The sequence below is a fragment of the Rhizobacter sp. SG703 genome (assembly GCF_012275445.1).
Taxonomy (GTDB): domain Bacteria; phylum Pseudomonadota; class Gammaproteobacteria; order Burkholderiales; family Burkholderiaceae_C; genus Rhizobacter.
Map to the genome: position 1 here is coordinate 319,429 of NZ_JAAZQK010000009.1, position 7,878 is coordinate 327,306.

A 7,878-nucleotide genomic window follows, 5' to 3' on the forward strand; every position below is an offset into this window, starting at 1 on the left:
ATGCTGAATTACGTGCTCCGCCGTGGCTTCTACGGCTTCCTGATCCTGCTCGGGGTCAACCTGTTCACCTTCCTGCTGTTCTTCACCGTCAACACGCCCGACGACATGGCGCGCCTGAACATCGGCGGCAAGCGCGTCACGCAGGAGCAGATCGAGAAGTGGAAGACCGAGCGCGGCTACGACAAGCCGCTGTACGTCAACGACAAGGCCAGCGGCGTCGAGCGCATCACCGACACGGTGTTCTGGGACCGCTCGGTCTCGCTGCTGGCGCTGAAGTTCGGCCGCTCGGACGCGCGCAGCGCGACCGACATCGGCCACGAGATCCGCACCCGCATGTGGGTCAGCCTGCAGCTCGCGGTGCCGCTGTTCCTGCTGCAGATCGTCGCGAGCGTCGGCTTCGCGCTGCTGCTGGTGTTCTTCAAGAACTCGCGCATCGACTTCTGGGGCGTGGTCGCCTGCGTGCTGATGCTGTCCATCAGCAGCCTGTTCTACATCATCGTCGGGCAGTTCCTGTTCTCGCGCATGTTCCGGCTGGTGCCGATCTCGGGCTTCGCACCGGGGCTCGACGCGGTGCGCTTCCTGATCCTGCCGGTGATCCTGTCGCTGCTGTCGCGCCTCGGCGGGGAAGGGCGGCTGTACCGCGCGATGTTCCTCGAGGAGATCGGCCGCGACTACGTACGCACCGCCCGCGCCAAGGGCCTGAGCGAGCCGCGCGTGCTGTTCCGCCACGTGCTGCCGAACGCGCTGATCCCGATCATCACCAGCGCCGGCAGCTACCTGCCCTACGTGTTCCTCGGCAGCCTGGTGTTCGAGAGCTTCTTCGGCATCCCGGGCCTCGGTGCCTACGTGATCGATGCGATCTCGGGCCAGGATTTCGCGATCCTGCGCTCCATCGTCTTCATCGGCTCGCTGCTGTACATCGGCACCTACATCCTCATCGACATCGCGTACACCTGGGTCGACCCCCGGGTCCGCCTGAGCTAAGAAGCCGCCGACGCGCGCACCGGGACTGAACTCATGCCGAAGATTGTTTTCCTGTGGTCGGACGTGGTGGTGATGCTGCTCGTGGCGGCCTTGCTGGTGTACGGCTGGCGCATCCACCGCAGCCCGAACCTGCGTGCGTCGTGGCTGAAGGTGTTCCGCGATCCGCCGGCGATGTGCTCGGCGGTGATCCTGCTGGTGTTCCTCGGCGTCGCGGTGGTCGACAGCGTGCACTTCCGGCGCGCGCTGCAGAACGCCGCGGGCGCCGGCGCGCAGCAGGCGCAGGCCTACGGCACGCGCACCGAATCGCTGCTCGACGTGATCCTCGCGACCCAGGTCGACGGCCGCGAGACCACCTACTCGGCACCGCTCGCGACGCGCGCCTTCACGAAGGATTCGCGCGAGGTCAACGGCCGCACCGAGCGCATCTTCCCGCGGCTCGACCATGGCGGCGCGCACCTGAAGGACGACGCGGCCGAATGGGCCGGCGACGTGGCAACGCGTGCGCTGCTCGGGCTGGCGGCCGGCCTGCTGGTCGGGCTGGCCATCGTGTCGGCGGTGGCCACGGTGGTGGCGCGCGTCAACGGCTGGACCTGGCGCCAGGCCTGGCACCAGCTGCTGCACAACCACACCGACCTGCCGCTGCGCGCCGGGCTGATCACCGTGCTCGCGCTGTGCGCGGTCTTCGGGCCGGTGTTCGCGCTCGCGACGCAGTACCACGTGTTCGGCACCGACCGCACCGGCAACGATGTGCTGTACCAGGCCTTCAAGAGCATCCGCACCGCGTTCGTGATCGGCAGCCTGTCGACGGTGGCGACGCTCCCGCTCGCGGTCGCGCTCGGCATCCTGGCCGGCTATTTCAAGGGCTGGATCGACGAGGTCATCCAGTACCTCTACACCACGCTGTCGTCGGTGCCCAACGTGCTGCTGATCGCCGCCTGCGTGCTGATGATGCAGGTCTTCATCGACACCCACCCGGACCTGTTCGAGACCGGCGCCGAGCGCGCCGACGTGCGGCTGTTCCTGCTGTGCGTGATCCTCGGGCTGACCGGCTGGGCCACGCTGTGCAGGCTGCTGCGCGCCGAGACGATGAAGCTGCGCGAGCTCGACTACGTGCAGGCCGCCACCGCGTTCGGCGTCAGCTCGTGGCGCATCATGGTGCGCCACATCTTCCCGAACGTCGTGCACCTGATCATCATCACGACGGTGCTCGACTTCTCGGCGCTGATCCTCTACGAAGCGGTGCTGTCGTACGTCGGCGTCGGCGTCGATCCGTCGATGAACAGCTTCGGCGGCATGATCAACCTGGCGCGCAACGAGATGTCGCGCGACCCGGTGGTGTGGTGGTCGTTCGCCGCGGCGTTCAGCTTCATGGTCGCGCTGGTGCTGGCGGCCAACCTGTTCGCCGACGGCGTGCGCGACGCCTTCGATCCGCGTGCGCGCAGCTTCCGCCCGCGCCGCAACCCGCTGGGCCGCCTGGCCCGCGTGGACCGTTCCTCCCGTTGAGCCGTCGCGAATCCACCCACCATGTTGCAAGTCCATGATCTGAAGGTGGCGCTCGACGCCGAGGCCGGCCTGGTGAAGGCCATCGACGGGCTGCGCCTGACCATCGCGCGCGGCGAGACCTTCGCGCTGGTCGGCGAGTCCGGCTGCGGCAAGAGCATGACGGCGCTCGCGCTGATGCGCCTGCTGCCCGACAACGGCCGCGTGACCGAAGGGTCGCTGCACGTCGAAGGCGAAGACGTGTTCGCGCTGCCCGAGTCGCGCATGCGCAGCGTGCGCGGCGGCAAGATCGGCATGATCTTCCAGGAGCCGTCGACCAGCCTGAACCCGGTCAAGCGCGTCGGCGAGCAGATCGTCGAGGCGATCGAGGCACACACCGAACTGCGCGGCGCCGCGGCGCGCGCCAAGGCCATCGAATGGCTCGGCAAGGTCGGCATCCCCGAGCCCGAGCGCCGCATCGACGAATACCCGTTCCGCCTGAGCGGCGGCCAGAAGCAGCGCGTGATGATCGCGATGACGCTGGCGGCCGAGCCCGATTTCCTGATCGCCGACGAGCCGACCACTGCGCTCGACGTGACGATCCAGGCGCAGATCCTCGACCTGCTGAAGCGCCTGCAGAGCGAGCAGGGCATGGGCCTGCTGCTGATCACGCACGACCTCGCGGTGGTGGCCGGCATGGCCCACCGCGTCGCGCTGATGTACGCCGGGCAGATCATCGAGGAAGCCGCCAGCGACGAGTTCTTCCGCGCGCCGAAGCACCCGTACGCGAAGCTGCTGCTGCGCGCGCTGCCCGATGCCGACAAGCGCGGCGGCCGGCTCGCGGCGATCCCCGGCACCGTGCCGCCGCTGTGGCAGGAGTTCACCGGCTGCCGCTTCGCGCCGCGCTGCGACCGGGTGATGCCCGAGTGCCACACGACCATTCCCGAGCTGATCGACCTCGGTGCGCGGCGCAACGTGCGCTGCATTCTGTATCGCGATGGTGCGATGCCGGCCGATGCCGCCCCGATCCAGGGCGAGGCGATCGTCGCGCTGACTGAAAAGCGCACCGAGACTGGTCTAGACCAGCCGCTGCTGCTGGATGTGAAGCAGCTGGCGGTGCGCTTCCCGATCCGCCGGGGCCTGCTGCAGCGTGCGCACGGGCATTTCAATGCGGTCGACGGCATTTCGTTCGCGATCCGTCCCGGCGAGACGCTGGCGCTGGTCGGCGAGTCCGGCTGTGGCAAGACGACGACCGGCAAGGCCATCGTGCAGCTGCTGCGCCACCAGGCGGTGATCGACGGGCAGGCGGTGTTCCAGGGCCGCGACCTGTTCACGCTGCAGGGCGACGCGCTGCGCGATGCGCGGCGTGCGGTGCAGATCATTTTCCAGGACCCGTTCGCATCGCTGAATCCGCGCATGCGGGTGTTCGATGTGCTCGAAGAGGGCCTGCTCGCGCTGCGCCCCGAACTCGACCTGACCGCGCGGCGCGAGCTGCTCGAGAAGCTGGTCGACCAGGTCGGCCTGCGGCGCGATGCGCTGCAGCGCTACCCGCACGAGTTCTCCGGCGGCCAGCGCCAGCGCATCGCGATCGCGCGGGCGCTGGCGGTCAACCCGAAGCTGATCGTCTGCGACGAGCCGACCTCGGCCCTCGACGTGTCGGTGCAGGCGCAGATCCTGAACCTGCTGCGCGAGCTGCAGCGCGAGCTCGGTGTGTCGTACCTTTTCATCACCCACAACATCGGTGTCGTCGAGTACATCGCCGACCACGTCGCGGTGATGCAGAAGGGGCGCATCGAGGAAGCGGGCACCACCGAATCGGTGCTCGCCTCACCGCAATCGAGCTACACGCGCACCTTGCTCGCGGCGGTGCCCCGGATCAGGGCCGAACTCGGCGCCTGATCCAACGCCGACGCACATCGACGGCATCGCGCCATCGATGGGAAAGAGCCCGCTTTCAGCGGGCCGGGCGGAGCCACGTTCATCGACGGCCGGAGGCTGTTGCACAGGGCCAACGACTGCGCGTTTCGAAGCTAGGGACGTGCGCCCAGGGACGCGTCGAAGTGTGTCACCGCATGAGCGCGCGATGCGCGACGCACCGGCCGCAAACCCGCATGGATACTGGCTTTTCTGACAAGCGCCCTGGTGCGCGACGAGCCTGCGCGTCGGCTGCACGCGCGAGCCTTCTGAAGCGATCAAGGAATACCCTAAAGGGACCACTTATCCCTTCAGTGACAATTCTTTTACATGTCTTAGCAGACAGGTCATGGCAGGTTCATGAAGCCGGCACATGACTTGCTGTGAGAGTGGGTTTATCGATCAACCTTTCAGTGTTTTAGGAGATCACATGTTTAGAAGAACGAAGGTCTGCACCGGCCTGATGTTGGCATTCGGCGGCAGCCTCGCACTTGGCTCGCTGCCCGCTCTCGCACAACAGCAGATGGAAAAGGTCGAGATCACCGGTTCGTCGATCAAGCGGATCGATGCCGAAACGGCACTGCCGGTCCAGGTGCTGACGCGCGAAGACATCGCCCGCACCGGCGCCACCACGGTCGAGCAGCTGCTGCAGACCGTCAGCGCGGTGAGCAGCTCGGGCGGCCTGACGGCCTCGTCGGGTTCCGGCGCCACCACCGGCGGCATCTCGTCGACCTCGCTGCGCGGCCTGTCGTCGACGCGCACGCTGGTGCTGTTGAACGGCCGCCGCATTGCGCCGTACGGCATCGGCTTCACGAACGACTCGGTGTCGGTCGACGTGAACAGCATCCCGCTGTCGGCGATCGAGCGCGTCGAAGTGCTGAAGGACGGCGCCTCCGCCGTCTACGGCTCCGACGCGATCGCCGGGGTGATCAACTTCATCCTGAAGCGCGATTTCGAAGGCACGGAAATCGCCGCCGAATACGGCACGCCGACCCGTGGCAGCGCCGCCAACTCGAAGCGCGCCAGCATCAGCTGGGGCAAGGGCAACCTGTCGACCGACCGCTACAACGTGATGCTGGTCGGCTCGTTCCAGAAGGAATCGGCGCTGTACGGGCGCGATCGCGACTTCGCGAGTCACTCGTACAACGTGGCCAACCAGGTGACCACGACCTCGGGCAACACCTTCCCGGCGAACGTGTCTTCGGTTCCCGGATCGACCTATACCGTCTCCGGCAACCCGACCAATGCACAGGGCTGCGTGCCGCCGTATTCGTCGATCGACCCGATCTTCGGTCCTGGTGCCTGCCGCTTTGACCCGGCATCGATGGTGGCCCTGCTGCCTGAATCCGAGCGCACCAGCATCTTCGGTTCGGCCAAGTTCCAACTGAGCGACAGCATCGAGGGCTTCGTCGAAGCGTCGTTCAACAAGAACAAGACGAACACCGTCATCCAGCCGGTGCCGCTGTCGGACCAGTTCACCATTCCGGCGAACAATCCGCTGGCCAACCAAGCGCCGTACAACGACCCGAATCTCACGACTTTCCCGTCGGCAACGGTCCTGCTGAGCCCGATGCTGAATGGCGCTCTTAATCCCTACTACCCGGCGGCATGGGTGCGCAGCAAGATCAACGGCACAGTCGCTGACGCCAACTTGCCGGTGCTGCGAGTTCGCTATCGTGCGGCCCTGAGCGGCAATCGCGACCTGACCGACATTGCCGAGGCGCCGCGTCTGACCTTCGGTGTCAAGGGTTCGGCTGCTGGCTGGGACTTCGATGTCGCCGCGTTGCACAGCCAGAGCAAGGTGCGTGAACAAGTCAACGACGGTTACCCGATCTACTCGAAGATTCTTCCGTTGTTGAATAGCGGTACCGTGAACTTCTTCGGCGACAACACGGCCGACACGCTGGCAGCGATTCGCGCTTCCAACTTCACTGGCGATGCCTACAAGGTCACGTCGACCCTGCAAAGCCTGAGCGGCCACGCTTCTCGTGAAGTCGCGCAACTCGATGCCGGTGCGGTGTCGGTCGCCGTGGGCGCGGAGTTCCGCAAGGAGAAGTACAAGTTCGACCCGAGCCTGGAAATCGCGCAAGGCGACATCTCCGGCTACGGCGGCAACCTCGGCGCAGTCGACAAGTCGCGCAACGTGACCTCGGTGTTCGGTGAGCTCGTGCTGCCGATCTTGAAGACCTTGGAAGCCGATGCGGCCGTCCGCTACGACAAGTACGAAGGCTCGGGTAACTCGACGACGCCGAAGCTGAGCCTGCGCTGGCAGCCGAGCAGCCAGTTCCTGTGGCGCGGCTCGGTCAGCAAGGGCTTCCGCGCGCCCAGCCTGGCCGACCTGTACTCGCCCGCAACCACGGGTGTTTCCCAGACCGGCCTGACCGACCCGGCACGTTGCCCCACGACCGGCGATGGCATCAAGGATTGCGAGACGCAGTTCCCGACCACCAACGGCGGCAAGACGACGCTGTCTTCCGAGAAGTCGACCAACTTCACGACCGGCATCGTGCTCGAGCCGACGAAGAACTTCTCGGCCGGCCTGGACTACTTCCACATCAATGTAAAGGACACGATCTCCAACGGCCTGCCGCAAGCGGTCATTCTGGGCAACTTGGCCAAGTACGGCAGTTACGTTACCCGCGGTCCGGTCGATCCGGCATTCCCGACCATTCCGGGTCCGATCATCAACATCGACCAGACCAACCTGAACACCGGCGAGACCAAGCTGGCGGGCGTGGACATCGACCTGAAGTGGCGCCTGCCTACTGCAGGGTTCGGCCGCTTCACGCTCGGCTTCAGCGGCACGTACTTCATCAAGTACGACACGCAGAACCCGGACGGCACGTTCTCGCCGAACGTCGGCAACCTGGAGAATGCGACGACCGGTGGTGTGATCCCGCGCTTGAAGACCTACCAGTTCGTGAATTGGGCAAATGGTCCGTGGGATGTGACCTTCGGCCTGAACTGGCAGAGTGGTTATCACGACGTTCCCGGAACGACCCAGGATCCGCAGACCGGCGAAGACATTCCGCTGCCGCGCCGCGTGAGCCCGTACGAGATCTATGACGCGCAAGTCACCTGGTCGGGCATCAAGGGCCTGCGCCTGACGCTGGGCGCGAAGAACCTGCTGGATTCGGATCCCCCGTACACCAACCAGAGCTTCTCGTTCCAGTCGGGCTACGACCCGCAGTACGCCGACCCGCGCGGTCGCTTCGTGTACGTGCGTGCCGCGTACGCCTTCTGATCGACCCACCGGTTGATCCGATAGACGAAGTCCTCGACTGACAGAGACCCTCGCACGAGGGTCTCTTCCCCATTGCCCGCAGGCCACAAGCCGGCGGGCATTTTTGTTAACCTCGAACGTTTGCGTTTCCACACTGGAGATCCCAGCGTATGGACTTTTCCAAGCGACAACGCGATCCCCGGCGGCATGTCGTCGGGATCGGCTTTGTCATTTTGTTTCACGCGGCGATTGTTTATGCGCTGCTGACCGGGCTGGCC

The 7,878-nt window shown here is 65.8% G+C and carries 4 protein-coding genes; all 4 read left to right on the forward strand.

From position 1 onward, the window contains the following. The 4 genes from FHT26_RS20800 (at position 1) to FHT26_RS20815 (ending at position 7,621) form a co-directional block, all read left to right on the forward strand. Positions 1-984, forward strand: coding sequence for an ABC transporter permease (locus FHT26_RS20800; RefSeq protein ID WP_168561995.1), 984 nt, complete (start codon positions 1-3; stop codon positions 982-984). Between the two features lie 33 nt (positions 985-1,017). Further along, entirely contained in the window at positions 1,018-2,487 is a 1,470-nt protein-coding gene (locus FHT26_RS20805; protein ID WP_168561996.1) for an ABC transporter permease, read from the forward strand. Between the two features lie 21 nt (positions 2,488-2,508). After that, positions 2,509-4,362, forward strand: a complete 1,854-nt coding sequence (locus FHT26_RS20810; RefSeq protein WP_168561997.1) for an ABC transporter ATP-binding protein — start codon at positions 2,509-2,511, stop codon at positions 4,360-4,362. Positions 4,363-4,750: 388 nt separating this feature from the next. Further along, positions 4,751-7,621: a TonB-dependent receptor gene (locus FHT26_RS20815; protein ID WP_168561998.1), complete on the forward strand. Its 2,871-nt coding sequence runs from the start codon at positions 4,751-4,753 to the stop codon at positions 7,619-7,621. Positions 7,622-7,878: the final 257 nt, after the last annotated feature.

Coding starts and splice junctions, on each gene's coding strand:
- FHT26_RS20800 (WP_168561995.1), top strand. CDS start 1: ATGCTGAATTACGTGCTCCGCCGTGGCTTCTACGGCTTCCTGATCCTG.
- FHT26_RS20805 (WP_168561996.1), top strand. CDS start 1,018: ATGCCGAAGATTGTTTTCCTGTGGTCGGACGTGGTGGTGATGCTGCTC.
- FHT26_RS20810 (WP_168561997.1), top strand. CDS start 2,509: ATGTTGCAAGTCCATGATCTGAAGGTGGCGCTCGACGCCGAGGCCGGC.
- FHT26_RS20815 (WP_168561998.1), top strand. CDS start 4,751: ATGACTTGCTGTGAGAGTGGGTTTATCGATCAACCTTTCAGTGTTTTA.